Below are 23574 nucleotides of genomic sequence, written 5' to 3'. Positions count from 1 at the left end.
CTTGACACTCCTAGAGTTGGATGTATGATGAGAATACTTGGAAGGAGTAAGAATGTTAGACTCCAAAATTGAGCATGCCGCAACTGCATGGACGACAGTATCCGAAATCCTGTACTTTCCTCATACAGAAAAGGAATATCAGGAAGCTGTTCGCTTGCTTGATAACTTGATTGACGCAGTTGGGGAAAATGAAGAGCATCCGCTTGCTTCTCTGATGGAGGTTTTAGGAATTCTGATCGAGAAGTATGAAGATGAACATGTGCCAGAAATAACCGAACTTTAAAAGTTAAAGTCCCCGATCAATCATCAGGGATTTTTTGTTTCACACTCACGCATCCAGCGAAGCCATATACCTGTGATACGCCTCCGCCAAATTGCGTTCGATGTCGGCGTGGAGCGGCGTCTCCTTGAACGGATTCTTCGCCGACTCTTTGAAGATGTAATTGGCGCAGGTGTTACAGAGAAAATACCCGATCAACACCCCGCGCGGACGGTACATGAAGCCATTGATGGATAGCGCATCCTTGCCCTTGTATTTCATTGGGTCAATGGGGCGCGCCATGCAACCCGGGCAAAGGTCGTCGGTGTAGAGCCAGAACGACTTCATCGCATTGCCGAATTGAGCCTTTCCTTGAAGGTACATCATTTCGAGGATCTTTTCCGCCTCCGATTTTGAATCGTTCGCGTTGGGTCTCATGGACGTATCTCCTTTGGTGGATGTGACAGTCAATTTTAAATTGACGGTCACCTTGCGCATGATCAATACTTCTCGAAAGCTCAAGCGACAGTTCGATTTGTTTGGCAAATCGTGTCGCCTGCCGTGACTCAGACACTGTTTCTTAAGTACACGGATTTGACGGAGTACACGGTCAAACACGGATATTGAAATGGTTTTCTCCGTGACATCCGTGTTACCCGTGTCCAAAAAGACTTAAGAAACAGTCTCTCAGCGCAACTGCGTCAAGAGTCTAGTTGACCGTCACTTTGCTCATTATAAACAAAACGAGCGGACGGTTTGTCCACTCGTCAAAATACAACAAGCCACAATATAACGCCCGCGCGTTATCTCATCTTTTTCCATGACCTCTTCACAGCGAACCCACCAGCTCATCATACTTCCTGCGCGCTTCCTTGATATCCTCCCACATCAGCGCTTTGGGCGAGCCCGGTTCACGCGATTGATTTCTCAACAAATAGGAAGGGTGAAAGATCGGCATCAGCCAACGACCCTCCAAGCGAATCCATTGTCCGCGCATGGAGGTGATACCGGTCTTTCTCAAGACCGATTGACACGCCACATTCCCGGTCAACAAAATCACCAGCGGATCGATCAACCGAATGATCTCAAACACAAACGGACGGTAATACTCAACTTCCGCGTCCGTTGGCTTGCGGAAGGACTTGCCATCCGTCCCCGGCGGCAAGCGGAAGACCGAGTTGGTGATGTACACATCCCGCTCCGGGTCGAAGTTCCCGCCCTGCAGGATCTTATCGAGCAGTTGCCCTGCCGGTCCCACGAACGGCTTACCCTTGATATTCTCCTGCGGACCCGGCGCCTCGCCGATCAACAACAACTTCGCATTCGGGTTGCCGCGGCTAATGACCACATTCGTCCCCGCATTGGCAAGCGGATCGTCCTTCATACCGCGTATGGCGGATAGCGCTTCATCCAGAGAACGAAAAGAATTGGAAGAATCGAGCACAGTGGATTGCGTCATGCGCCATTTATATCATCAACTCACATTAAGCAGAACGTCCCGAGGGTTCTCGTGAACCAGGTTTGGTTTTTATCCAAACCTTCGGGACGGCGCGCAAGATCAGCCATTCACTCATCGCGCCCGAACTGCAAGGTTCACCTTGTCATACAAAACGCCGCGCAACATACCGCGCGCTCGGTACTATAATCGAACCATACCTGTCAAACAAACGCACCAAGGAGATTGCCATGCTCGTCATCATCAGCGACTTGCATTTAGGGGATGGAACCACCGGCTCATCTATTCCAACCAGCGCATTCCAACTATTCGCCAAACGCCTCCGCCTCGACGCGCATTTTGCTTCGGCACAGGGCGAACGATACCGCCCCATCGAAGACCTGGATGTCATCCTGCTTGGCGACATTCTTGAAACGCTTCACTCTAATCGTTGGCTGTACGCGGTTGGGGATGAAACTCGCGCCCGCATGACGCGCCCCGGCGAAGCGGACTATATCCGCCCGTGGAGCGACCCGAGCGACCCAAAATACGCGGCAAAATTACTTGAGGTGACGCGCGCCATCCTCGAAGCGAACAAAGATTCCTTCGAGATCATGCGCAAATTGGCGGGCGGCGAAGCGATCGAATTCGATGCCCCTGATGAACACGGCAACCGTGACCGCAACAGCGATCAAAAAATTCCGCTCAAGGTCCGCTTTCACTACATGGTGGGCAACCACGACTGGCACTACTATCTCAAGGGCGAGTCGTTTGATGCCATCCGCCGCGAGATCATACAAACCATGGCATTGAGCAACTCGCCGGAGCCGTTCCCCTTCGACCTGCGAAAAACGGACAAGAACCTCCCCTGGCAGGAGGATAACGCGCCCGCTATTCGCAAACTGTTCGAGGAATACAGGGTCTTCGCCCGTCACGGCGACCTGCACGACAAATTCAACTTCAACCGCGAACGAGGGCGCGGCCACCCCACACTTGGCGATGCGCTTGGAGTTGAGGTGATCAACAAATATCCTGAAGTATTGAAAGCCATGCCCGGGATCGATCCGCTTTTTGTGCAAAACCTGAGCGAGATCGCCAATGTGCGGCCCGGCTTTGCCACGCCGCTCTGGGTAAACGCCCAACTTCGCTCGCTTGCCGAACAGAACCTCGTGGATGCGATCACAGAGAATGAACTTAAAAATGTATGGGATAAACTCGCTTCCGAATTTCTCGAACTCGATTTTGTGCGACAAGCCAACAAAAAGTTCAGGTTAGATATAGTAGACGCGTTGCAGGCGGGTATCAAACTATCGAGCCTCGTTTCATTCGAGACCATCGACAAACTCACCCTCAAACTTCAGGGCGGCAAAAAGCGCGGCGACATCTCCTTCGCCAAACATGCCCTGCTCGAGCCATCCTTCCTCGATGGCTCGGCGCGCTACATCGTATACGGACACACGCATTCTCCCGAAACCGTCGCGCTCGAAAATAGCACAACACGCGGCGACCAAATCTACTTCAACTCCGGCACATGGCACACCTATTTCGACCTCGCGCGCAAAAACCCCAGCGAGAAAAAATTCGTGCCTTACAAAGGGATGACCTATCTCACCTTTTATAAAGACGGCGAACGCAAAGACCGCCGCTTCGAAACGTGGAGCGGTATGTACGCGTAAAGTTTTAGGCTCTACCGTTTTTAACGGGAAACCATTTTTCAAACACAAAGGACACGACGGTCACAAAGGAAAAACACAAGGAATCTAGGCTCTTTTCCCCCCTTTGTGTCGCTTCGACGAACTCAACGCAAGACTTTGTATCCTTCGTGGTGAGGCTCTTTCCCGTTGATTACGGGACACCCAAGTTTTAAAACAGGCTATGCTTTAATTTTTTTCAAAAACCCCGGTGTATTCAATTCGCGTTCTAGCAGATAGGTGAAATATGCCTGCATGATGGATTCGGTTTCGCGCTGCACATCGTCATCGGGACGGGCGCGCGAGGCTTCGGCATAACTGCTCCGTTGAAAGTGGCGGAGGTACTTCAACGCTTCCACTGAAATCGAATGCAGGTGTTTCAATCCCTGCCCACAGCGCAGACAAATGACTCCGCCCGCGCTGAACGAGAAGAATTGGTCTTCGGGTTGAATCGCGCGCCCGCAGTTGACACACTCGAAGAGTTGGGGACGAAAGCCGAGTTGGTCGAGGAGGCGCATCTCGTAGAAGCGGAGGACCAGCCACACGTCCGCGTTGGAGGCGAGGCGGGAGAGGGTCTCCGTCAGCAAACGGAAGATCGTCGCGTTTTCGGTTTCATCCTCATAGGTAAAACGGTCCAGCAATTCCAACACATACGCGGCGTGGCTGGTGAGAATCAGATCGTCGCGCAGAGGCAGGTAGGCGTCTATCGTGTCGGCTTGGGTGAGGATGAACATCTCGCGCGCGGCGGCGAGTTGCAGTTTGACGTGCGTGAACGGTTCGATGTGACCCGCCTTGCGCGAGGCGATCTTGCGCGCGCCTTTGGCGATGACGCGCATCTTGCCGCGCTGGCGCGTGTACAGCGTGAGCAGTCGGTCGGCTTCGCCGTAATCGCTGTGACGAAGCACCACCGCATCCACGCGCAGGGAACGGAATTTTGGTTGGGGCATGGGGATGTGTAGGAGCGGGATTTTCCCGCCCATGCGCAGCGAGATAAATCTCGCCTTACGTTTTCAATTTCTCCGGCGTAAACGCTTCGGGCAAAAGTTCATTCACGGTTGTTTCTTTCACAAGATTTCCATTTTTATCCGCCAAGAGAACAATCGTGTCGAGTCCAAACTCTGCCATTACCTGACGACATCCGCCGCAGGGAGAACCGCCGTTGTCTGTCACCACAGAAATAACTTCAAACTCTTTCTCGCCCTCTGAAACCGCTTTGAAGATGGCGACACGTTCCGCGCACATGGTCTGCGGATATGCCGCGTTCTCGATATTTACGCCGGTGTATGTTTTGCCGGTCTTCGTCCGCAGCGCCGCGCCGACAGGGTAATGAGAATACGGCACATAAGCCTGCTTCCGCGCTTCGTTGGCAAGATCAATGAGAGATTGTTTGTCGTGTTGAGTGATTGTCATAACGTTGTCCTTACGCAATACGAAGTACGAAGTATCGCGTACTGCGTACTGCGTGATTACTTGCCCTTCTTTTTCTTTCTCTCCACTTTCTTGATGGGACGCGCGGGCATGCCGACGACGAGCGTGTCTTCGGCTACATTCTTGGTGACGATCGCGCCTGCTCCCGTGCGCGCGCCATCGCCGAGTTTCAGCGGCGCGACCAGCATCGTGTCCACGCCGATGAAGACATCCTCGCCGATCTCGGTGGGAAGTTTATTCTCGCCGTCGTAATTCGCGGTGACGGTTCCCGCGCCAATGTTCGTGTTCGCGCCGATCTTCGCGTTGCCGATATACGAGAAGTGTCCCATCTTCACACCTTCTTCGAGCGTGGAATCTTTCACCTCGCCGAAGTTGCCCATGTGGACGTGACTCTTCAAATGCGCGCCCTTCCTCAACCGCGCGAACGGACCCATATCCACGTCGTCTTCAAGTATTGCGCCTTCCAGCACGGATGCGAGGACTTTACAGTGATTCCCAATCTTCGTATCGCGGATGATCGTGTTGGGTCCGATCACGTTCCCTTCGCCGATCTCCGTCGCGCCGTGAATGTGCGTGTTCGGCATGATGGTCGTATCCTTGCCGATCTTCACGCCCGCGTCAATGTACGTGGAAGAAGGGTCGGTCATGCTCACGCCGTTCAACATGTGTTCGCGGTTGATCCGCATCCGCATGGCTGATTCAGCCTCCGCAAGATGAACGCGCGTGTTGATTCCAATCGTCTCGCTAAAATCATCGTGGACAACAGCCTGCACGGGCAGGTTATCTTTCACCGCGAGTTCGACTACATCGGTCAAGTAGTATTCGCCTTTCTTCTCGTTCTTCGGGATGCGATGCAGGGCGTCCCACAGCCAATCCGCGTTGAAGCAGTACGCGCCGACGTTCAACTCTTTGATTTTTTGCTGTTCCGGCGTGGCGACATATTCTTCGACGATGGCTTGCACTGTCCCATCGGCGTTTCGCAGGATGCGCCCGAAGCCGTGAGGATCGTCGGCGAAAACGGTGATCAGGCTGAACGGTCCGGGGTTGAGGCGTTGAGTCTCCACGAGGCGCGCAAATGTTTCGCCGCGCAAGAGAGGCATGTCGGCATAGGTGACGATGACCAAGTCCGTTTTGTTTTTGAGCAGAGATTCGGCTTGCAGCGCCGCGTGACCCGTGCCGAGTTGCGGTTCCTGCAACACGCAATCCGCTGAATCCCCCAAATATTTTTTCACCTCATCCGCGCCGTGACCGATCACCACAACCGGCGTTTCGGTCGCGGCTTGCTTCAACGCCTCAAGCGCGTGCCACACCAGCGGCTTGCCGCAAAATGGATGCAACACCTTCGGCAGGGAAGACTTCATGCGAGTCCCCTGCCCCGCCGCAAGCAATACAGCAGTAACTTTCATTACAACTCCTACTCCCCTCTCCTTGAGGAGAGGGGTTGGGGGTGAGGTCAAATAAAAACAGGCTCACCGCAATGTGCGAAGCCTGTTTAGAAAAGAAGCCCCGCGCTCGCGGGAATTGGCAGGGGCGCCTGGACTCGAACCAAGATCCACAGCTCCAAAGGCTGGTGTGCTGCCGTTGCACCACGCCCCTGTAAGGCGCACATTGTATCATAGCGAAATTCGCGGGGCAACACCTGCGCGCAGGCGCAATGTCTCACTTCTTTTTTGCCGCGCTCATCTTCAGCGTGCCGGTCACCGGGCGGGGGATCGTCGCGCCCGCTTTGCCGGGCGTCAGTCCCAGCTTATCGGCTTCTTCAAACGTGATCACATCCGGATTGAGCGGAATGTTGCCCGCCTTTTCCACCGCGTCATCCCAAAACGCGTCCACATCTTTAACTTTGGATTTCTTCTCGGCGGAGGCGAACAACGCGTCCACATCCACTTCCGGCTCCGGTTCGGATTCTTCCTCGATAATAAACGGAGGGACATACCCACCCGCCTCCTCCGCAGGGACAGCTGGTTCAGTGATCGCGACAGCCGGCGCCACCCCCAGCGACTGCAAGATATTCTCCACATCGCCGCGCACAAACAGCATCCCCTCCACAGTATTCATAATTCGATCTCTGTCCGCGAGTTCCTTGCCAGCCAACAGCAACGCATGAGACGTATTCACCGGGATGAGGATCAAATCATGGTCGCCGCCGCGAAAGACGTGATAATTTTCAAGATGCTCCTGCCGGATGAAGCGCGAGACCTTCAACCCCGCGCTGTAAATTCCCATCAAGGCGGAAAGCAAAGACACTTCCATACTGCTATCGTACAGATCGCCGGCGCGGGCAAGCACGCGCCCACGATCGTTGATGAGGAACACCGCGTCGGCTTTCACTTTTTGACGGAACCCGGTCAGCAACTCGGAAAGGGTCTGGCGATGCTCCTCGATCTCTTTTGCGGCTTCCGGAGGAAAGATGGTGCGCACCAGCCCCAAACCGCGTTCGACCGCGTCCAAAAAATCTGCCAGCGGGATGGGCTTGTTGAAGATCGCCATCGCCCCAGCCGAGAGCATTTCATCGCGGGCTTTGCGTTCGCTCATGCCGGAGATGAAGATCACTTTCAACTCGGGGTTGCGCGCCTTCACCTTGCGCATCAATTCCACCCCGGAAATGCCCGGCAAGAGATAGTCCGACACGAGCAAATCCACGTTGCGGCGGGAGGCTTCGAGCAGCGCTTCCTCCCCGGAGGGCGCGTCGACAATATCCAGCGTGTGCCCCAGCGTTTGCAGGGTGGAATGCAACAGCCGGACTATGTCTTTCTGATCGTCAACAAGTAAAACGCAGGGGTGTGCCATAATCAATGACGGTTATTTCAAATTCTGTTCGGCGACCCAGCACGCCACCCAATGATCGGGTCGGAGTTCCTTGAACTGCGGCTCATCTTGCGAACAGCGTTCGATCGCCACCGGGCAACGCGGGTGGAAGCGGCATCCCCTCGGCGGGTTGAGTGGACTGGGCACATCGCCCTTGAGGATGGTGCGCTCGCGTTTCAAACGCGGGTTCGGCACCGGGATGGCAGACATTAACGCCTTGGTGTACGGATGCAGGGCTTCGCGGAACAAGTCGTCGCGCGTTGCCAGTTCCACCATTTTGCCGAGGTACATCACCGCCACACGGTCCGACACATGCTCGACCACCGAAAGGTTGTGCGCAATGAACAGGTAGGTGAGACCAAATTCCTTTTGCAGGTCCTTCAAAATATTCAACACCTGCGATTGGATCGACACATCCAGCGCGGAGACCGGCTCGTCGCAGATGATGAACTGCGGGCGCAACGCCAGCGCGCGCGCTATGCCGATGCGTTGGCGCTGACCGCCGGAAAATTCGTGTGGGTACCGGCGGGCGTGATAATCCTCCAGCCCCACTTTCTTGAGGGTTTCGAGCATGATGCCCACGCGCTCTTTGGGCGTGCCGATGCGATGGATATGCAATCCCTCCATCACCGATTCGCCGATGGGCACACGCGGGTCGAGCGAGGCGTACGGGTCCTGAAAGATGATCTGCATGTTGCGGCGGACCGGCTTCAACTCATTTTGTTTGAGCGCGAACACATCCTTGCCGCCGAACTTCACCGACCCCGAGGTTGGTTCGACCAACCGCAGCATCGTTCTGCCGACAGTGGTTTTACCGCAACCGGATTCGCCCACCATGCCAAGCGTCTCGCCTTTGCGCACAAAGAAACTGACATCGTCCACGGCTTTCACATGGTTGACTACGCGCTGGAGCAAACCAGCCCGCACCGGAAAATATTTTACGAGATTGTTTACCTCAACGAGGGTTTCCCCTTTTTGGCTGGCGTTGTTTGACATGAAATTTTCTCCAAGAAGGGGTTACTTCAACGGCGCGGAATGCCCCGCCCCATTTTGATACAACCAACAGCGCGTCATATGCCCGGGTCTCACATCTTCAAGCTCGGGTTTGGTTTCAGTGCAGATGGTCAGCGAATATTTGAGGCGCGCCTGACAGCGCGGCGCAAAACGGCACCCGGGCGGCAGGTTGACGAGGTTGGGAACGGAACCGGGAATCACATCCAATTTTTCTTTAATCTCGCCCAGGATTGGAATCGAACCGATCAAGCCTTGTGTGTACGGATGCAACGGTTCATCGAACAGCGAATTGACGTCGGTCTGTTCCACAATTTCGCCGGCGTACATCACTGCCACGCGGTCTGCCATTTCAGCCACCACACCGAGATCGTGCGTGATGAGGATGACCGCCGTGCCCATTTCGCGGCGCAGGTCGCGCATCAAGTCCAGGATCTGCGCTTGAATGGTTACGTCCAGCGCGGTGGTGGGTTCGTCTGCAATGAGGAGTTCGGGCACGCACGCCAACGCCATGGCGATCATCACGCGCTGCGCCATACCGCCGGAAAGTTCATGCGGGTACGCGTGCGCGCGTCGTTCGGGATCAGGCACGCCAACCATTTTCAACAATGCGACGGCGCGGTTCCAGCCGGCTTCTTTGCCCATATCCTGGTGCACATTCAGCACTTCGGAGAGTTGGTCGCCAACTTTGAATACGGGGTTTAACGCCGATTGAGGCTGTTGGAAGATCATCGACACGCGGTTGCCGCGTATCTTGACCATTTCATCTTCGGGAAGTTTGAGCAGGTTATTTCCATCGAGCAGTATCTCGCCCCCATCCACCCTGCCAGGCTTGGAGACCAACCCCATAATGGATAATGAGGTGACGCTCTTGCCGCATCCTGATTCTCCCACCAGCCCAAGCACTTCGCCGGGAAACACTTCAAAATTCACGCCATCTACCGCGCGGACTACGCCGTCTTCGGTATAAAAATATGTCTTGAGGTCTTTCACGGCAAGCAGAGGCTGGCTACTGGGCATGAGGAGCAACTCCAACGAGCAGGGATGGGCGCATTATAGCAAATTACTGCGCGAGAGAAAACACTTTACAGGGTTGGAATCAGACGCACTGGCGGAATGAAGCGGGTTCATCCGCTAGGGTGTACAACCGGCCCCATCATCGAAGAGTTCGATTTCGGCGAGCGGGAAGTTGGAAGAGGGGTCGAGGTGAAAGCCGCATAACTCCGCGCGAGCGGCGGCAACTCGAAGCCGCAGGTACAGCGGAATGGACGGGAGTTCGGAGGCGAAGATCGCCTGCGCTTGTTGGTGTGAAGCGTATTCCGGTTCGCCGGGCAACGATCGCAAGGCTTGCGCGCACGCCTTGTCGAACTCCGGGTTTTTATAGCCGCTGATGTTCGTGCCCAGCCAGTGGTTTTTTTCGGTGGGAATTTGCGCCGAGGTGAACCAACCGCATTGCGGTTCGAGGCTGTTGACGCCGATGGCGTATTCGGCAAGTTGGAACTGCCGGCTGAACAAAGGTCCGATCGGTCCTTGCGCGTAAAAATTCGGCGCGTCGTAGAACACGGTGTTTAACCCAATGCCGCATTCGGCAAGCGATTGCGCGAAGATCTCGGTTACCTGGTGGCGCTGGGTGGCGGTGGTGGTGTAGTACTCGAGAACCAGCGGTGTTCTAGCGGGCACGCTCGTTACTCCAAACGCCAGCCGCGGCGTGGTTGGGTCGTTGTCTGAATCCAACCAGCCGGCGGCATCGAGCAAGTCTTTCCCGGCTTGGGGGTTGAAGGTGTACGTTTGGAGGTTGCCATTGTGAAGCGGGTGATCGGATGGCAGGTAACTATCGGGCGCTTGTGAAAGCCCGAATAATACCGTATCCACCACTTTCTGGCGGTCGAGGCAGTATGCCAGCGCCTGCCTCATACGCGCATCGCCGAAAAGATCGGGGCGATCGGTTTGCGATTTCACGCCGTCGTCATAGGCAGACGGCGACACGCCGATGCCAAGCCATTCCATCGTCATTGTTTGGGCGGTGATGAGTTTTGCCTGCCCTTGCGATTCCAATTGCTGAAGCAAACCCACCTGTCCATCGAGGTGAACGGTTGGGTCGAGAACGTCGCACTTGCCCTCCAACAGGGCGCTGAGGGCGGCGTTTGAATCGAGCATGATGATAAAGTTCAATTCGTCGAAGTGGGGCAGGCCGCTCGAGGCGCGGAAGTAATTCAGGTTTTTCGTAAGCAGGATATTTTCGCCGGCGTTCCATTCCTTCACAATATAGGGACCCCAACCCAGCGGGAAGCGCGCCGAAAGGTCAAGCCGCGCCAACTCGGCGGGAGATTGCTCTCCCCATAGATGCTGAGGCAAGGGCATGAAGAAGTTGGTGTAATAATCGGGATCGATAAAGCCGGGCATTCCCCACCATTGAATGGTCACGCCATCGGAGGCGGCTTCGTACGCTTGCGTGCGGTCGATCAGAAATTTGGAGCCTGGGGTGGCGTCGTTGGCGGCAATCTCGAATGAGAAGACCGAATCACTCGCGGTGAGCGGCGCGCCGTCGGACCATTGCAAGCCTGCGAGCATGGTGAAGGTGACGACCATTTGGTCCATGATGATGTTACTGACGCCGTCGTAGGTCACCTTGCAGTCATCGTTTCGGCATCCGCTCGGGTAGAGTTGTGTGCCTTTGATCAGCCCGACCACGTTACCGCTTGCGTCCACGATCTGGTCGCCAGGTTGCGCGGTCACGGTTTCGATCTGGGCGTCGCCGTCTTCAAGGTTTGGAATCTTTTCGAGGATGACCGGTTCGTATCCATATTCGACCACATCCATGGGTCCGTCGTAAATGGCGGAAAGCACGCTGCGCGCGGCGGCGTTCAAACTGCCGTAGGGGTAGAGGCTGGTTGGCTCTTCCCCGAGGCAAATGTTGAGGGCGCGCGTGGCAGGCGTGGCGGTGGGAAGAGGCGCGGGTGTTTCAGTCGGCGCGTCGGGCAGGGTGGGGATTTCCGTCTCTTGTTGCGGGGCGCACGAAGCGAGGATGAGCAGAATCATAAAACTTGAAATGAGTTTTTTCATGGGCAATTCCATTCGGTGTATTCCTCCCATTATAACGAAACCCGCGGCGTTGTTGCGTCGCGGGTTTTATTCGCTTATCCGTTTTGTTCCGCGACCCAGCAGGCGACGAAATGCCCCGGCGCGAGTTCCTTGAACTCAGGCTCCTGTTGCGAACAGAGATCGATCGCCACCGGGCAACGCGGATGGAAGCGGCATCCCTTCGGCGGGTTCAACGGGCTGGGCACATCGCCTTTAAGGATGATGCGCTCGCGCTTCACGGTCGGATCGGGGATCGGGATCGCCGACATGAGGGCTTTGGTGTACGGGTGAAGCGGGTTGCGGAAGAGTTCTTCGCGTTCGGCAAGTTCCACCATTTTGCCGAGGTACATCACCGCCACGCGGTCTGAGATGTGTTCGACCACGCTCATGTTGTGGGCGATAAATAAATAGGTAAGCCCGAACTCTGCCTGCAAATCTTTGAGGATGTTCAGCACTTGCGATTGGATGGACACATCTAACGCGGAGACCGGTTCGTCGCAGACGATGAATTTGGGTTGCAGGGCAAGCGCGCGCGCAATGCCGATGCGTTGGCGCTGACCGCCGGAGAATTCGTGCGGGTAGCGGCGGGCGTGATAATCCTCGAGCCCCACTTTCTTCAACATGTTGATGGCAATATCCCAGCGTTCTTTGGGGTGACCAATGCCGTGTATGTGCAAGCCTTCCATGACCGATTCGCCGATGGGCAGGCGCGGGTTGAGCGAGGCATATGGGTCTTGGAAGATCATTTGCATGTTGCGGCGGGCTTGTTTGAGCGACCGCGAGCGCATTTGCACGATATCCTCGCCGTTGATGAAAACCGACCCGGAGGTCGGCTCGATCAAGCGCAGGATGGCGCGCCCGACGGTGGTCTTTCCGCAACCGGATTCGCCTACCATGCCCAGCGTTTCGCCTTCCTTCACCGAGAAGCTGATCTTGTCCACTGCTTGCACGTGCGCTTTTACGCGTTGAAGCACGCCGGCGCGTATGGGAAAATATTTCACCAGGTCTTTGACGACAACGAGGTCGTATTTTTCATTGGGTGGATTCATCGGCATATTGTCACTCTACTTGGATGGATTTTTTGAGGGGCGCGGTGTGTTGGCTGGAATCCTGATACAGCCAACAGCGAATGATGTGACCCTCATCGTATTGAATCAGGTCGGGGTCCTGCTCGGTGCAGATGGCAAGGTTGTGTTGAATGCGCGCGGCGCAACGCGGCGCAAAACGGCATCCCTTTGGCAGGTTAACCAGGTTGGGAACCGCGCCGGGGATCACGTCCAATTTTTCGCGCACCCGCCCCAGCACGGGCGTGGAGCCGATCAACCCCTTTGTGTAGGGATGCAAAGGTTCCTTGAACAGGCTGAGCACGCTCGTCTGTTCGACGATCTCACCGGCATACATCACCGCGACGCGATCTGCCATTTCGGCGATAACACCGAGGTCGTGCGTGATGAGGATGACCGCCGACCCGAATTGTTCGCGCATGTTTCGCATCAGGTCCAAAATTTGGGCTTGAATCGTCACGTCGAGCGCGGTCGTCGGTTCATCGGCAATCAACAAATCGGGGAGACAGGCAAGCGCCATGGCGATCATCACGCGCTGAGCCATGCCGCCCGAGAGTTCATGTGGGAAGGCTTCAGCGCGGCGTTCGGCATCGGGGATGCCGACTAGCTTGAGCAATTCGACGGTGCGTTTTTGGGCGGCTTCCTTGCCGAAATCCTGGTGAACATTCAGCACTTCGCCGATCTGCTCGCCCACGCGGAAGACCGGGTTAAGCGAGGTTTGGGGCTGTTGGAAGATCATCGAAATCCGGTTGCCTCGCACCGCCATCATTTCGGCTTCCGGGAGTTTCAACAAATCCTTGCCGTCGAACAAGATCTCGCCGCCCACCACTTTTCCGGGCTGGCTGATCAAGCGCATAATGGAAAGCGATGTAACGCTCTTGCCGCATCCCGATTCGCCCACGATGCCCAGCACTTCACCAGGGTACACCGTAATGTCGACTCCGTCCACCGCTCTCACCACCCCGTCTTCGGTGAAGAAATGGGTCTGAAGATTTCGGATCTCGAGCAGGGGTTTTTGTGCTTCGTTTGTGTCAGTCACGGAAGTCTCCGAAGGAAGAAATTACAGCTTGAGGCGCGGGTCGAGCGCGTCGCGCAAACCGTCGCCGATATAGTTGAAGGCGAGGGAGCAGATGAAGATGGGGAGCCCCGGCACGAGCGGCAACCACGGGCGATCCAGCATAAATTGTTGTGAAGCGGCAAGCATATTCCCCCACGTAGGAACTGGATCGGCAATCCCGAAACCTAAAAAGGCGAGCGCGGCTTCGCCCACAATGTAGCCCGCCAAGCCGAGGGAGGCATCCACGATGATGGGCGCCATGGCGTTGGGGATCATATCGCGCATGATGATGCGGAAGTTCGAGGCGCCCAGCGATCGCGAGGCTTCGACGAAAGTTTGTTCGCGCAGGGAGAGCACGGTGCCGCGCATGAGTTGCGCCGCGCTGAGCCAGCCGAAGCCCGCCAGCACCATCACGATCAGCACGGCATTGCGCGAATCGCGGGGGCTAAGCAGGAGGATATCGCCCATGAACTTCAAGACCGGGTCCGGGATGGCGATCAGTTCTTCGTTTCGCAAGAGCATGGAGGAGATGATCAGTAGTAATGGTAGTTGAGGGATCGTCAGCATGAATTCGACGAAGCGCATGAGGATGGTGTCGGTCCATCCGCCGAAGAAGCCGGAGATCGCTCCGATAACGATGCCGATCGTTTCGGAGATGAGAACCGAAAGGATGGCAACCGTCAGCGATATGCGCCCGGCGTAGATCAGGCGGGAGAAGTAATCGCGCCCGATGTTATCTGTGCCCATGTGGTGCACGCGGCCCGTTTCCGCGTCCACGGTTCCCCAGGGGACAAAATATTTATTGACCGAGAGTTCTTGAATTTTAAAAGGAGCGATATACGGCGCGAGGATGGTAATCGTGAACATCGCCAGCATGATGATAAGCGAAATCATCGCCAGGCGGTGACGCTGGAAGCGGCGCATGACGATTTGGAACGGCGAACGCTCTTCGATGGTAACGGCTTCAGGGGAAAGGGATGCGACCTGTGCGGCAGACATGGGCTAAGACCTCGTTACGACAATCGGATTCTTGGATCGACAAGCGTATACAGCACATCCCTGAGCAGGGTCGCGATCACGGTCAGCACGGCAAGGATGAAGAAGATGGACATGGCCACCGGGTAATCAAAGTCTCCCAGGGCTTTGATGTATAGCAACCCCATCCCGGGCCAGGCGAAGATGCTTTCCGTTATGATGGCGCCGCCGAACAGACCGGGCAGGGTGAAGACTACAATGGTGATGAAGGGGATGAGCGCGTTGCGAAACGCGTGGCGCATGATGACCACACGCTCAGACAATCCTTTGGCGCGCGCGGTGCGAACGTAATCCTGACGCATCACCTCGAGCATGCTGGCGCGGACGAAGCGGCTCCAGCCGGCGATGCTCACCATGGTCAACACGGTGAGCGGGAGGATCAAGTGCAGGAAGCGGTCTTTGAGCGACCCCGCCTCCACTGCCCCGATGATGGGGATGGAATAATCGCGGATGGATTCGGATAGCCCAGCCGGCAGGTACGCCCACCCGGCGTCTTTCGGGATGATGGAAAACGCGAGAATCAACAGAATGCCAAAGAAGAAGGTGGGCATGGCAGAGCCCATGAACGCGAGCGATGTGAAGATGTAATCAAAGCGGGAATATTGGCGTATGGCGGAATAGACCCCAAGCGGGATGCCGATGAGGATCGAAAGAAGGGATTGCAAGCCGATCAGTTGGATCGTCTTTGGAATGCGGCTCGCTAAAAGTTCTGTTACCGGGCGATCGCGGAGCACCTTCCATGATAACCCAAAGTCGCCGAGCAGAACCCCTCGACTGGTGCGGCGCCCCACCAGGTCTTTCATCAATACGTCTTCTTTACAGCCGGTAATGATCGATTCGTATTCTCCGGTATCTTCGTTCAATTTTTCCGATTCGATCGGCTTCCGGCAGCCCACCTTCAGGTCGGCGAAATATTCCTGTCCGCCGATCACGAGGGGTCCGCGCGGCTCGCCGATCAACCAACGGGTAAAACGATACGGTAAAAATAAATCCAATTCGAAATAGGCGCGGATGCGCGCAATATCATCTTCGGTGATCTGAAACCGCCCGCCTTGTTGAATCTGACGCAAGCCCTGGAGAGGTCCGCCGGGAGCAAGGTTCAACAAGGCATACGAAGCAATCGCTGAAATCAATACCACTAAGATCATTTGTAAAATACGCCGAATGAAATAGGCTGTCATAGTGAAACCTCTTGGTATTAGACCTTAACCCCCGGGCCCCCCCCCCTCCGGCGTTTTCCTTAGCGCCGATAAAGTCTATTATAGGAAGGTGTGCCTCTTGCGAGGCACACCTTCTTTCTAACACGCGCAATTGCTCAACTTAGCGGACAAACAGGGAGATGTCGATGTGCTCCCAGGTCGCGCTCGGTTCCACAATCGTTTTGATCTTGCCTTCGCCTTCAGCGGCGACAAGCGTTTCGGTCAGACCGACGAGCGAGGTTGAATCGAGGATGTCGATCTCACCGCCGAGCAGGAGGGTTTCCTGCGATTCGGGCGTGATGATCTGGATCACGATGTTCGGGGTGGTCACGCCGCCGGGCCAGAACTCGTTGGCGGTGAATTCCATCTTGACGCCTTTTTCCCAGCTGACGATCTTATAGGGACCGTAGGAAAGCGGGGTTTCAGCCACGAGGGGGTTGGTCGTCCATTCTTTGGCGGGAACATCGCCCAACTGATGAGCAGGGTAGATGGGCCACACAGGGAGGAAGTATAGCGGGTCTTGAACGCCGGGGATCCAGGTCTGGGTGTATCCAACGCCATCGAAGGTGGCGCTGGCGGTCTTGTCGCAGACGATGAAGGAGGTTGCGCCGGATTCAGGATCGCAGGCGATCTTCTTGCCCAATTCGAGGTCGGCGGCAGAAACGGGCGTGCCGTCTTCCCAGGTGAGTCCGTCGATGATATCGAAGCGGGAAACCAATTGCTTCATCATCACGGTGCCGCCGGTGAATTCAACTTCTTCGCCAGCCGCATTCTTGACTTTGACGCCAGCCGCGAGGTCGACCACATCGCCATTGACATCCACAACTTTATCGCCTTCTTTTACTTCCACATCGTTGTTGGTCGTGCCGCCATTTTCGATGGTGGGCAGTTGTTTCACCAACTGAGCCTGGAAGTCATAGTTCAAACCAGTGGATTGGTTCGGGCGGATGAGGGTATAGGCAAGTTGGGCGACAAACGCGTCTTCCACGAGCGTGAAGAGCGAGGCAGGTTCCTGCGTGAAGCCCATGATGATGGTGTCGCTACCGTCTAGCGCCCAATCGGAAACGTTGTAGGTGTAATACGGTTCGCCCGGTTTCGGTTCGATGCCGGTCAACTTTGCGTTGTATGCATAGGTGTCGGTGCGGTTGAAAAGCGGAATGCTCGGAACATCCTTGGTGAATTCTTGTTGGACAATCGTGTACGCGGCAATGCGTTCGTCTTTCACAAGGGTATTGTTCGCCAATTTGATGTTCGTGCTGGCGGCTTCATTACACCAACCCATGGCGTTCTGGCCTTCCCAGCCGTTGTTCGGGGTGGGAATCTGATCGCAAGCATACAGGGTTTGGCCACCGGGGTCAGCTTGACCAACCCAGGCGAACGCGCCGAGTTCGTAATCGCGGCGGGCAATACCTGTGGTATCGCCGAACCACCACGAGGCAGGGGCATGCAGACGAACGATGCGAACACCGCAGTCAGCCATCTGCTGTTCCCAGATCGCGGCCCAGGTCTGGCGGAAGGCGGCGCTGGTGGTGGTGAATTGCAAAGCCAGTTCGTCGCCATCGGCATTGGTGCGGAAAGACGCGCCTTCGGCGAGGGTCCAGCCGGCTTCATCGAGCAATGCGCGGCCCTGATCGGGATCGTAGGGATAGATGGTGATGTTGTCATCGCCGGCATACGCCCAGTGATCGCGCGGGATGAAGGTGTGCATGACCAAGTTGGCGCGGGTCTCTTCGCTGGTGAGCGGGTAGACCGAGGCAAGCAGGTCAGACTTGTTGGTGCAGTATGAAAGCGCCTGGCGGACCTTGAGGTCGCCGAGGATCGGGTGCGGCGTGGTGAACGCTTCGCGCTCAACTTCCACAACCTCGGTCACGACGACTTCCTGAGTCACCACAACGGGTTCAGCGGGCTCGGCGGGAGCGGGCGTGCCGCAAGCCGAAAGAACCATGCTTGCGACCACGAGCAACCCGAGAACGATCATAGTTCGATTCTTGGACATTGGATTTCTCTCCTACAAATTTTGATTTAATTTTTTGATGTGAACGTTCGAATGAGATGGGCAGTTGGTTCCCCGCAACACTCCTTTCTGAATCAGTGGATTCATCATCGGACAGCGCCAGATATTGGACTAGACACTGTGTCCGGCTCATAGGTAGCGGAATTATATCCAATTCTATTCGAGCGTCAACGGTAATACCAGAGAATTGAGAGAAAACGACATATATTTAAGGAAACGGAACTTTGGTATTGTCGAAAAACAGTCCTCTAGAGGGGTTTACTTTTTAGGCTCTCCTGTTTCTGACGGGATACCCCCGCGGGGGATTTTTTTCCCCCTTATTTACGGGGGGGTGCGCGGGTGTTTTAAACCATCCGGGGGTTTTGTGAAGTCCGGGGGGGGGGTGGGGGGTTTCCCGTTAATAACGGTAGAGCCACTTATAAAAATACCCCAACACATATGCGCCGGGGTATCCGATAAACCCAATCGATGTATCTATTGCGTGCCGCGCATACGCGGATCGAGCGCGTCGCGCAAGCCATCGCCGAGAAAGGTGAAGGCAAGGACGACCAGGGCAACACAAGCGGCGGGGGCAAGCAATAGATATGGTTGTGAGTTGATCGCAGACTGCCCATCCAGCATGAGCGCGCCCCAACTGGTGATGAAGAAACTGGCGCTATCAGTGGCGGGTCTTAAACCGACGCCCAAATAACCCAGAATGGCTTCTGTGATGATCAAACCCGGGATGAGAAACGCCGCGCTCACGATCAACGGGCTGAGGCAGTTGGGAAGAATATGGCGGAACATAATGCGCTGATCTTTGGCGCCAATACAACGCGCCGCCTCGACAAATTCCTTTTGTTTGATAGATAAGACCTGCCCGCGCACGAGGCGCGCCACGCCCACCCAATTGACAATGGCAAGCGCGGCGAACAACAAAACCAAACCGTTCATAAACTGCCCGATAAACGTATCGCGCAGGGCAACCATGATGATGATGAAGAACAACAGGTCTGGGAATGCGTAGATCACATCGGTCAGGCGCATGAGGAAGTTGTCGGTGCGGCCGCCAATATATCCTGCCAACATACCGACCGTGGTTCCCAGCAAGAGGATGATGATCGTGGGAAGAAAACCGACCACCATGGAAACGCGCGCGCCATAGATGGTGCGGCTAAGGGTATCGCGCCCCAGCGAATCGGTGCCCAGCAGGAATTCGGGCTCGGCTTTGATATTTGTCGCGCCGGGGTCAAACGGCGGAGGCAGGAATCGTTTTCCGCCATGCAATTCAAGCGGGTTCATGGGGGAAATGACAGACGCAAACGCAGCCAGAAAGATGAAGAAGACGATGACGACCAAACCGAACATGGATGCCTTGTTACGAATCAGCCTCGACCAGGCTTCCTGCCCCAGGCTTTTGCTTGGGCGAAAAACATCGTTGAATTCGGCGATCTTACCGGACGCTGTAGTTTGAGCAGTCATATCAAGTCCTCTTATTCTTCCAGGCGGATGCGCGGATCGATAAATACATAAACAATATCCACGCTCAAGTTAGCGACCGCGACCAGCAAGGCATAGATGAGGGTGGTTCCCATGATCATGGAGTAATCGCGCTGTCCGATCGCCTGCACATAGGCGCGCCCCATGCCCGGGAAACTGAACATGGTTTCGATGATGAACGAACCAGTCACCAACCCTGCCAGCGCGGGACCGAGGATGGTGATCACAGGGATGAGCGCGTTCTTGAGCATATGAATGAAGATCACGATCCGTTCGGCAAGCCCTTTGGCGCGCGCGGTGCGAACGTAATCCTGCCGCATAACTTCCAACATCGAAGAACGCGTCAGGCGGGCAGTGTATGCCAGGGTTCCGAAACCCAATACTGCCATAGGCATGAGCCAGTATTTGATCTGTGTCCAATCGTCCACAACGATATCGATCCAATGCAGGCGCGAAGCAAAAATAATGATCAGAAAAATTGCGAGCACAAAACTGGGCACCGATATGCCGCTTGTCGCGATGAACAAGGCGGTGTAATCGACAATCGTGTTTTGTTTCAACGCGGCAATGATGCCCAATGGAATGCCGACAAAAATCGCCATGGATAACGCCAAAACCCCGAGGCGAACCGAATACCCAAAACGGCTTTGCCAGAAAGACTTTCCTTCGGGAGGCGAAAAGAGAATGTTTTGCACGGTGCGTCCGCGCTGGCGGTAAGACGGACCCAGGTTGCCGCAGATCACGCCACAGACCCATTCTTTCGTCTGACTATTCGTATCGCCAATCACGTAAGCATAAAACTGCCGCCACATGGGCTTATCCAACCCATAATAAGCCGCCAACGATTTAGCTGTGGCGGCATCCACCTGACGACGTTCCGCGTCTGTATCCCAGGGACCGCCCGGGGCGCTGCGCATGACAACGAACGTCACCGCGGAAACGGTGAGCAGAACGGGGATTAACCAGAGTAATCTTCGGATGATATAGGTGGTCATGGCAACTCGCTTGTGCGTGGAATTTGAGTAACCGCGCGGCAGAATTCAAAGGGAATAATTTACAAAGCAATGGTTGGGCTGGGGAACCGTGTGGCTCCCCAGCCCAAGGTTAGTTCAGATCAATGAAGCGCCGAACTTACGGGATCATTGAGGTGTCGATGGTGATCGTCCACGGGGTGATATCACCAGGGAACATGTGATCCTGCGGGGTGCTTAGGAAGCCCTTAACCCACGGCTTCACCAAATAGTGATTGAGTGAGTTGTAACCGAAAGCGGCAGGGATATCGTTGAGCAGGATTTGTTGCGCCTGAGCGTACAATTCAGCGCGTTTGGCAGTATCGATCGTGGTATCGGCTTCATCCACCAACGCATCGAACTCGGGGTTGGAATAACCCCAGCGGGTGGAGAAGGTGCCGGTGCGCCAGTAGACGCTCAGCCAGTTCTGTTGATCCGCATAGTCCGCGCACCAGCCGCCGCGGGAGAGAAGCGGGTAGGTATCCGGGTCTTTCTGGATGGCGGTGTAGGTGGTGGGCTCAACCGGGTCGAGCGCCAGATCCACACCCAGAATTTCCTTGTATTGGGCGGCGATCCATTCATGGCGCTGGCGGTTGCGGGCTGAATCGGCGAATGCCATCTTGAGGCCCATCGCGTTTAACTTTTCAGCAGAGTTGAAGGGTTCAGAGGCGGCGGCAAGAGCGGCTTTGGCGGCTTCCGGATCGAAGTGCAACGGGGTGTTGGCGTCGTATCCAGGATAGCCGGGAGGAATCCATGTCCAGGTGGGCAGGGAGAGGGAGCCATCCACATCACGCGCCCAAGATTCGGCGTCGAACGCCAACGCGAAGGCTTCGCGGACTTTCTTGTCGGTGAAGGGGTTCGGCTGGCCGTTCCAGGTGGGGTGCAGGCTGTATTGAATCTTGATGGTGCAGGAACCGGCATACTTGACGTGCTGGGCGGTCAGATCCGCATCGGCATCGATCACAGGGAGGTCTTCCGCCGCGGAGCCAACGATGTCGAATTCATTGTTGAGGTAGGCTTCGAAGGCAACAGCGGAATCTGTGATGTAGCTATATTCCATCGAGTAGGTTGGGACAGCGCCACCCACGAAGTTGGGGTTCGGGACAAAGACGGACTTGACGAACGGATCCACGCTCTTCCAGATGAAGGGTCCGTTACCAATTTGGTACTTGGAGCTGGTCCACCAGATGTCTCCGCCTTCAGCAATGTTCTCTTCCTTGGCAGGATAACCAACCCAGATACCCGCGATGGTCGCGAAGTAAGGGGCGGGCTTCGAGAAGTTCAAGGTGAGGGTATCGCAGGCGGTGTCTTCGTAGTCAGCGCAGGCAGAGCCATCGGCATGCGAGGCTTTGACGCCCAACGCGGCTTTGAAGGTTTCGGGATCATATCCTTCAGCGGCGGTATCGGCGGCGCGCCATTCAGGAGCGCCAACGATCTCGTCGGTGATGGAGGCGTATTCGCCGGCGGTGGCAGGGTCGATATTGCGTTGGAAGGCATACTCGAAGCGCTTGGCGTTGAGCACGGAACCATCGCTGTAGAGCAGGCCGGGCTTCAAGGTGAAGACCAACTGGGTGGCGTCATCGTTGAACGTCCACGAGTCGGCAGCGCCGGGGACGGTTTCGAGTTTTTCGTTCAATGTGGTCAAGCCCATGTAGATCTTGTCGAGGTGACCAATTTCATTGACGAAGGAGGATTTCTGCGGGTCGATCACATCGGGATAGGTACCGGTGTTGATCCGCAAGACAGCCTCTTTGGCTTCGGTCGGGGCTTCCGTTGCTTCGGGTTGAGCCGGAGCATCGGTCGCCGCGGGTTGCTCGGGTTGAGCGGGAGCATCAGTGGCCGCCGGTGTGGGACCACACGCTGAAAGGATCATGCTGGCGAGCACAAAGATGCTCAGTAAGGTAAACAGTTTACGCATTTTTCTTTTCCTCACAAAATTAAAATTTGGATACGACGTTTGGTAAATGAGCAGGGGTATCGGGGGGTAGCAACCACCTCCTTTCAAGATTTGTCTTACAAATATCGATCGGCAAAGAAACAGGCGACAAAGTGGCCTGGCTTTATTTCACGGAAGTCCGGTCGAGATTCCGCGCATTTTGCTTCAGCGATCGGGCAACGGGTGCGGAAGCGACAACCGGAGGGCGGGTTGGCTGGCGAAGGAACATCGCCGGTCAGGATGATTCGTTGACGCGCGGTTTCAGCCACCGGGTCGGGGATTGGCACGGCCGATAAAAGGGCTTGCGAGTAGGGATGGAGGGGATGGCTGTAAAGCTCGTCTCGCGTGGTCAGTTCTACAATAACGCCCAGATACATCACCGCCACGCGGTCGCTGATATGGCGCACCATCGAAAGATCGTGGGCAATGAACAGGTAGGTGAGGTTAAATTCTTTCTGGAGTTCCTCGAGCAGGTTCACCACCTGCGCCTGGATCGAAACATCCAGAGCCGAGATGGGTTCATCGCACACGATGAATGAGGGCTGTAACGCCAGCGCGCGGGCGATGCCGATACGTTGGCGTTGTCCGCCGGAGAATTCATGCGGATAGCGCGTGGAGAAGGATGGGTTCAGTTTTACAAGCTCGAGCAGTTGCTTGACGCGTTCGTTGGCTTCGGATTCGGTCGCCACATTGTGGACGATCAGCGGTTCGCGGACGATCTCTCCCACGGTCATGCGCGGGTTCAGGCTGGCGTATGGATCCTGAAAGATCATTTGCATCTTGCGGCGCATGGCGCGCAGTTCCTCACCCTTGATCTTCGTTAGGTCGGTCCCGTCGAAGTGGACATTGCCAGAGGTGGGGCGATACAACTGTAATACGGCGCGACCGGTGGTCGATTTCCCACAGCCGGATTCGCCCACGAGTCCCAGCGTTTCGCCGCGTTTTACTTCAAAGGAAAGGCCATCTACCGCGCGCACCGCGCCGACTTGCTTCTGAAACAAGCCGCGCATGATCGGGAAATGCTTTACAAGATTATCTACGCGTACCAACACATTATTATCAGCCAT

The 23574-nt window shown here is 55.7% G+C and carries 20 protein-coding genes and 1 tRNA gene; 2 read left to right on the top strand and 19 right to left on the bottom strand.

All coding sequences use genetic code 11. The annotated features are described in order from the left end of the window. Positions 1-52: 52 nt before the first annotated feature. Positions 53-283 carry a hypothetical protein gene (locus IPM31_07325; GenBank protein MBK9006791.1) on the top strand — a complete coding sequence of 77 codons (231 nt, stop codon included), beginning with the start codon at positions 53-55 and terminating at the stop codon, positions 281-283. Positions 284-328: 45 nt separating this feature from the next. Here IPM31_07325 and IPM31_07320 read toward each other — a convergent pair whose 3' ends face one another. Together IPM31_07320 and IPM31_07315 are read right to left on the bottom strand one after the other, a co-directional pair. Beyond that, positions 329-697, bottom strand: a complete 369-nt coding sequence (locus tag IPM31_07320) for a hypothetical protein (GenBank protein ID MBK9006790.1) — start codon at positions 695-697, stop codon at positions 329-331. A gap of 391 nt (positions 698-1088) precedes the next feature. Then, positions 1089-1718 carry a uracil-DNA glycosylase gene (locus tag IPM31_07315; GenBank protein MBK9006789.1) on the bottom strand — a complete coding sequence of 210 codons (630 nt, stop codon included), beginning with the start codon at positions 1716-1718 and terminating at the stop codon, positions 1089-1091. Positions 1719-1945: 227 nt separating this feature from the next. Here IPM31_07315 and IPM31_07310 point away from each other — a divergent pair, with 227 nt between their 5' ends. Beyond that, complete coding sequence (locus IPM31_07310) at positions 1946-3370, top strand: hypothetical protein (protein MBK9006788.1); 1425 nt, start codon at positions 1946-1948, stop codon at positions 3368-3370. Positions 3371-3567: 197 nt separating this feature from the next. Here IPM31_07310 and recO read toward each other — a convergent pair whose 3' ends face one another. The 17 genes from recO to IPM31_07225 form a co-directional block, all read right to left on the bottom strand. Continuing rightward, positions 3568-4332: a DNA repair protein RecO gene (recO, locus tag IPM31_07305; protein MBK9006787.1), complete on the bottom strand. Its 765-nt coding sequence runs from the start codon at positions 4330-4332 to the stop codon at positions 3568-3570. 55 nt (positions 4333-4387) lie between these two features. Then, positions 4388-4795 carry a cytidine deaminase gene (gene cdd, locus IPM31_07300; GenBank protein MBK9006786.1) on the bottom strand — a complete coding sequence of 136 codons (408 nt, stop codon included), beginning with the start codon at positions 4793-4795 and terminating at the stop codon, positions 4388-4390. Between the two features lie 56 nt (positions 4796-4851). Continuing rightward, positions 4852-6219, bottom strand: a complete 1368-nt coding sequence (gene glmU / locus IPM31_07295) for a bifunctional UDP-N-acetylglucosamine diphosphorylase/glucosamine-1-phosphate N-acetyltransferase GlmU (GenBank protein MBK9006785.1) — start codon at positions 6217-6219, stop codon at positions 4852-4854. Positions 6220-6335: 116 nt separating this feature from the next. Next, positions 6336-6409 (bottom strand) — tRNA-Gln (locus IPM31_07290). A 63-nt stretch (positions 6410-6472) separates the two neighbouring features. Next, positions 6473-7603 carry a response regulator gene (locus IPM31_07285; protein MBK9006784.1) on the bottom strand — a complete coding sequence of 377 codons (1131 nt, stop codon included), beginning with the start codon at positions 7601-7603 and terminating at the stop codon, positions 6473-6475. Between the two features lie 12 nt (positions 7604-7615). Next, the gene (locus IPM31_07280; GenBank protein ID MBK9006783.1) at positions 7616-8617 is read right to left on the bottom strand and encodes an ABC transporter ATP-binding protein; all 1002 of its coding nucleotides are present in this window, start codon (positions 8615-8617) and stop codon (positions 7616-7618) included. Positions 8618-8638: 21 nt separating this feature from the next. Then, the gene (locus IPM31_07275) at positions 8639-9652 is read right to left on the bottom strand and encodes an ABC transporter ATP-binding protein (protein ID MBK9006782.1); all 1014 of its coding nucleotides are present in this window, start codon (positions 9650-9652) and stop codon (positions 8639-8641) included. A 114-nt stretch (positions 9653-9766) separates the two neighbouring features. Next, positions 9767-11695 (bottom strand): hypothetical protein, encoded by a 1929-nt coding sequence (locus tag IPM31_07270; GenBank protein ID MBK9006781.1) that lies wholly within the window; start codon positions 11693-11695, stop codon positions 9767-9769. A 74-nt stretch (positions 11696-11769) separates the two neighbouring features. Continuing rightward, positions 11770-12762, bottom strand: a complete 993-nt coding sequence (locus tag IPM31_07265; protein MBK9006780.1) for a dipeptide ABC transporter ATP-binding protein — start codon at positions 12760-12762, stop codon at positions 11770-11772. Positions 12763-12772: 10 nt separating this feature from the next. After that, a complete protein-coding gene (locus IPM31_07260) occupies positions 12773-13816 on the bottom strand; it encodes an ABC transporter ATP-binding protein (protein MBK9006779.1) in 1044 nt (347 codons plus the stop codon). 21 nt (positions 13817-13837) lie between these two features. Beyond that, positions 13838-14833: an ABC transporter permease gene (locus tag IPM31_07255; GenBank protein MBK9006778.1), complete on the bottom strand. Its 996-nt coding sequence runs from the start codon at positions 14831-14833 to the stop codon at positions 13838-13840. Between the two features lie 14 nt (positions 14834-14847). Continuing rightward, complete coding sequence (locus IPM31_07250) at positions 14848-16050, bottom strand: ABC transporter permease (protein MBK9006777.1); 1203 nt, start codon at positions 16048-16050, stop codon at positions 14848-14850. A gap of 139 nt (positions 16051-16189) precedes the next feature. After that, positions 16190-18064 (bottom strand): peptide ABC transporter substrate-binding protein, encoded by a 1875-nt coding sequence (locus IPM31_07245; protein ID MBK9006776.1) that lies wholly within the window; start codon positions 18062-18064, stop codon positions 16190-16192. Between the two features lie 492 nt (positions 18065-18556). After that, positions 18557-19543, bottom strand: a complete 987-nt coding sequence (locus IPM31_07240; protein ID MBK9006775.1) for an ABC transporter permease — start codon at positions 19541-19543, stop codon at positions 18557-18559. Positions 19544-19554: 11 nt separating this feature from the next. After that, complete coding sequence (locus IPM31_07235; GenBank protein MBK9006774.1) at positions 19555-20556, bottom strand: ABC transporter permease; 1002 nt, start codon at positions 20554-20556, stop codon at positions 19555-19557. Between the two features lie 136 nt (positions 20557-20692). Beyond that, positions 20693-22489: a peptide ABC transporter substrate-binding protein gene (locus IPM31_07230; protein ID MBK9006773.1), complete on the bottom strand. Its 1797-nt coding sequence runs from the start codon at positions 22487-22489 to the stop codon at positions 20693-20695. Positions 22490-22584: 95 nt separating this feature from the next. Further along, positions 22585-23574 carry a dipeptide ABC transporter ATP-binding protein gene (locus IPM31_07225; GenBank protein ID MBK9006772.1) on the bottom strand — a complete coding sequence of 330 codons (990 nt, stop codon included), beginning with the start codon at positions 23572-23574 and terminating at the stop codon, positions 22585-22587.

It is taken from the genome of Candidatus Defluviilinea gracilis (assembly GCA_016716235.1).
In the GTDB taxonomy this organism is placed as follows: Bacteria; Chloroflexota; Anaerolineae; order Anaerolineales; family Villigracilaceae; genus Defluviilinea; species Defluviilinea gracilis.
This window is presented reverse-complemented; position numbering and strand designations above follow the sequence as displayed.

Bases quoted from the DNA above. Each gene is read 5' to 3' on its own strand.
- IPM31_07235 (MBK9006774.1), bottom strand. From the start codon at position 20,556: ATGACCACCTATATCATCCGAAGATTACTCTGGTTAATCCCCGTTCTG.
- IPM31_07315 (MBK9006789.1), bottom strand. From the start codon at position 1,718: ATGACGCAATCCACTGTGCTCGATTCTTCCAATTCTTTTCGTTCTCTG.
- cdd (MBK9006786.1), bottom strand. From the start codon at position 4,795: ATGACAATCACTCAACACGACAAACAATCTCTCATTGATCTTGCCAAC.
- IPM31_07275 (MBK9006782.1), bottom strand. From the start codon at position 9,652: ATGCCCAGTAGCCAGCCTCTGCTTGCCGTGAAAGACCTCAAGACATAT.
- glmU (MBK9006785.1), bottom strand. From the start codon at position 6,219: ATGAAAGTTACTGCTGTATTGCTTGCGGCGGGGCAGGGGACTCGCATG.
- IPM31_07285 (MBK9006784.1), bottom strand. From the start codon at position 7,603: ATGGCACACCCCTGCGTTTTACTTGTTGACGATCAGAAAGACATAGTC.
- IPM31_07320 (MBK9006790.1), bottom strand. From the start codon at position 697: ATGAGACCCAACGCGAACGATTCAAAATCGGAGGCGGAAAAGATCCTC.
- IPM31_07230 (MBK9006773.1), bottom strand. From the start codon at position 22,489: ATGCGTAAACTGTTTACCTTACTGAGCATCTTTGTGCTCGCCAGCATG.
- recO (MBK9006787.1), bottom strand. From the start codon at position 4,332: ATGCCCCAACCAAAATTCCGTTCCCTGCGCGTGGATGCGGTGGTGCTT.
- IPM31_07280 (MBK9006783.1), bottom strand. From the start codon at position 8,617: ATGTCAAACAACGCCAGCCAAAAAGGGGAAACCCTCGTTGAGGTAAAC.
- IPM31_07240 (MBK9006775.1), bottom strand. From the start codon at position 19,543: ATGACTGCTCAAACTACAGCGTCCGGTAAGATCGCCGAATTCAACGAT.
- IPM31_07245 (MBK9006776.1), bottom strand. From the start codon at position 18,064: ATGTCCAAGAATCGAACTATGATCGTTCTCGGGTTGCTCGTGGTCGCA.
- IPM31_07250 (MBK9006777.1), bottom strand. From the start codon at position 16,050: ATGACAGCCTATTTCATTCGGCGTATTTTACAAATGATCTTAGTGGTA.
- IPM31_07325 (MBK9006791.1), top strand. From the start codon at position 53: ATGTTAGACTCCAAAATTGAGCATGCCGCAACTGCATGGACGACAGTA.
- IPM31_07310 (MBK9006788.1), top strand. From the start codon at position 1,946: ATGCTCGTCATCATCAGCGACTTGCATTTAGGGGATGGAACCACCGGC.
- IPM31_07270 (MBK9006781.1), bottom strand. From the start codon at position 11,695: ATGAAAAAACTCATTTCAAGTTTTATGATTCTGCTCATCCTCGCTTCG.
- IPM31_07225 (MBK9006772.1), bottom strand. From the start codon at position 23,574: ATGGCTGATAATAATGTGTTGGTACGCGTAGATAATCTTGTAAAGCAT.
- IPM31_07265 (MBK9006780.1), bottom strand. From the start codon at position 12,762: ATGAATCCACCCAATGAAAAATACGACCTCGTTGTCGTCAAAGACCTG.
- IPM31_07255 (MBK9006778.1), bottom strand. From the start codon at position 14,833: ATGTCTGCCGCACAGGTCGCATCCCTTTCCCCTGAAGCCGTTACCATC.